Source organism: Bifidobacterium sp. (assembly GCF_050874245.1).
Taxonomy (GTDB): domain Bacteria; phylum Actinomycetota; class Actinomycetes; order Actinomycetales; family Bifidobacteriaceae; genus Bifidobacterium.
Window position 1 is genome coordinate 1 of sequence record NZ_JBNMKH010000143.1, and the last position, 2,672, is coordinate 2,672.

Sequence of the window (2,672 nt, forward strand, 5' to 3'; positions counted from 1 at the left end):
AGACAAAATGGCTGAAAAGTTGATGAAGTACGCCGATGCCGTCAAGAAGTTCGACCCGGTCATCGGTCTGGAAACCCACGTGGAACTGTCCACCAAGACGAAACTGTTCTGCCCGGCCGAAGTCCACTTCGGCGGCGAACCGAACACCCAGCTCACCCCGGTGAGCCTCGGCCTGCCGGGCTCCCTGCCGGTGGTCAACAAGACCGCCGTCGACTACGCGATCAAGCTGGGCCTCGCCCTGCACTGCGAAATCGCGGAATGGAGCCAGTTCGCCCGTAAGAACTACTTCTACCCGGACATGCCGCGCGACTACCAGATCTCGCAGTACGACAAGCCGACCAACGGCAACGGCTACCTCGACGTCGAGCTCGACGACGGCACCATCTTCCGCGTGCCGATCGAACGAGCCCACATCGAGGACGACGCCGGCAAGAACACCCACGTCGGCGGTGCCGACGGCCGCATCGAAGGCGCCGACCACTCCCTGGTCGACTACAACCGCGCCGGCGTGCCGCTGATCGAGATCGTGACCAAGCCGATCGAAGGCGCCGGAGAGCGCGCCCCGGAGATCGCGGGCGCCTACATGCGCGCCATCCGCGACATCGTGCGCGCACTGAATATCTCCCACGCCCGCATGGAGCAGGGCAACATGCGCGCCGACGTGAACGTGTCGCTGCGCAACAGCCCGTCCGATCCGTTCGGCACCCGTTCCGAAACCAAGAACGTGAACTCGTTCCGCGGCATCGAGAAGACCATCCAGTACGAGATCCGCCGTCAGGCCGCCATCCTTTCCGAAGGCGGCGAGATCCTGCAGGAGACCCGCCACTGGGACGAGGCCTCGCAGACCACCGCCGGCGGTCGCGTCAAGTCCGACGCCGACGACTACCGCTACTTCCCGGATCCGGATCTGGTGATGCTGCACATCACCAAGGAGCACATCGAGGAAATGAAGGCCCAGATGCCGGAGATGCCTCGTGAGCGCCGCAACCGTCTGAAGGCCGAATGGGGCTTCAACGATCTGGAGATGCGCGACGTGCTCAACGCCGATGCCCTCGACCTGCTCGAGGACACCGTCAAGGCCGGCGCATCCGCCGCAGGCGCGAAGAAGTGGTGGCTGGGCGAACTGTCCCGCGAAGCCAACAACAAGGGCGTCAGCCTCGAAGAGCTGCCGATCACCCCGGCCGATGTGGCCGAGGTCGAGAAGCTCATCGCCGACGGCAAGCTCAACGACAAGCTCGCCAAGCAGACCGTCGCGGGCGTGCTCGCCGGCGAAGGCACCCCGGACGAGGTCGTCAAGAAGCACGGCTACCAGGTCGTCTCCGACGATGGCGCCCTCGAAAAGGCAGTGGACGACGCTCTCGCGGCCAACCCGGACATCGTCGAGAAGCTCAAGAGCGGCAACATGAAGCCGATGGGCGCGATCATCGGCGCCGTCATGCGCGCCACCCGCGGCCAGGCCGACGCGAAGGCCGTCACCAAGATCGTGATGGGCAAGATCAAGTGACGTTCCGGCGATTGCCGTCCGTCGCGCGATCCGCATAATCGCGAATAGCGACAGTGATCACGAACAGTGATCATGACAACAAAAGGCGTATGTTGTGCGATTCCTCTTACCGCATAACATGCGCCTTTTGCTATTGCAACGTTATTGCAATGCCATTGCCGCGTGCCCCGTGCTTTTGCCCCGTATTATTGGCCGGCCTACGGCCCCTTTGCCCGTTTTCCGCATGATTCGGCCATCGTACGAAGGGAAAATCCAGGCGATTCCTCCAACGAAACTCCCAGCCGGCGTCCAGTCGGGTACAATACCGTCGGTACGTGTGTGGCGAGGGACCGCACCGAAGGACATAGGAAACGAGAATCATGTCAGAACACGCTGAAACCACAGCGAAGGAACCGACGGCGGACCAGCGGGCGAGGGAGCTTCCGGGACGCATCGACATTCCGCCGATCAAAGGCGAGATGGTGCATCTGCGCCCCGCCACCATCGAGGACATCGCCCAGATGGACCGAATCGAAGCGTACATCGGCGCCTCCGGCATCACCGGCAAGGACCGTGTGGCCGAACGCGGCGCGGTGAACGCGTGGGTGCGCCGCTCCGTGGCGTGGTCCAAAGGGGAGGCGTCGTCCGAATCCGGCGTGGGCGATCCGGAATCCCGCCGCACCATCGCATGGTCCATCATCACCGAAGCCGACCATGACGGCGATGGCGAGGTCGACGCGGCCTCCTCGGACAACGTGATCGGCATGATATTCCTCATCGACATCGACGGTTGGGCGCGTTCCGCCCGCATCCAGGTGGTGCTCGGCAAGGACTACCGCGGCCGCGGCTATTCGCGCGACATCATGCCCCGCGTGATGACCTACGGTTTCGCGCCGGAGCCCGCCGGCCTCGGCATGCACCGCATCTGGGTTGCCGTGCCGGAGCAGAACACGCGTTCCGTGTCCGTCTATCAGTCGCTTGGCTTCGTGCCGTCCGGCCGTTCGCGTGACGCCCTGTGGAACGCCTCGCAGAACCGCTACCAGGATCTGATCGTCATGGACACGCTCGTCGACGAATTCGACCCGATCCGCTCGCTCGACGCGTTCGGCATGCATGTGATCGAAGACAATCCCGGCGTCAAGGAGGCGTTGAGCGCCCGCGAGCATTCGATCGCCATCCAGCTCAACAC

2 protein-coding genes are annotated in these 2,672 nt (G+C 63.7%); both read left to right on the forward strand.

The window, feature by feature from the left end:
* Positions 1 to 7 precede the first annotated feature (7 nt).
* Positions 8 to 1,504 (forward strand): Asp-tRNA(Asn)/Glu-tRNA(Gln) amidotransferase subunit GatB, encoded by a 1,497-nt coding sequence (gene gatB / locus ACR0P8_RS09270; protein WP_432624785.1) that lies wholly within the window; start codon positions 8 to 10, stop codon positions 1,502 to 1,504.
* Positions 1,505 to 1,863: 359 nt separating this feature from the next.
* A partial coding sequence (locus ACR0P8_RS09275; RefSeq protein ID WP_432624784.1) for a GNAT family N-acetyltransferase occupies positions 1,864 to 2,672 on the forward strand: 809 nt, incomplete at its 3' end.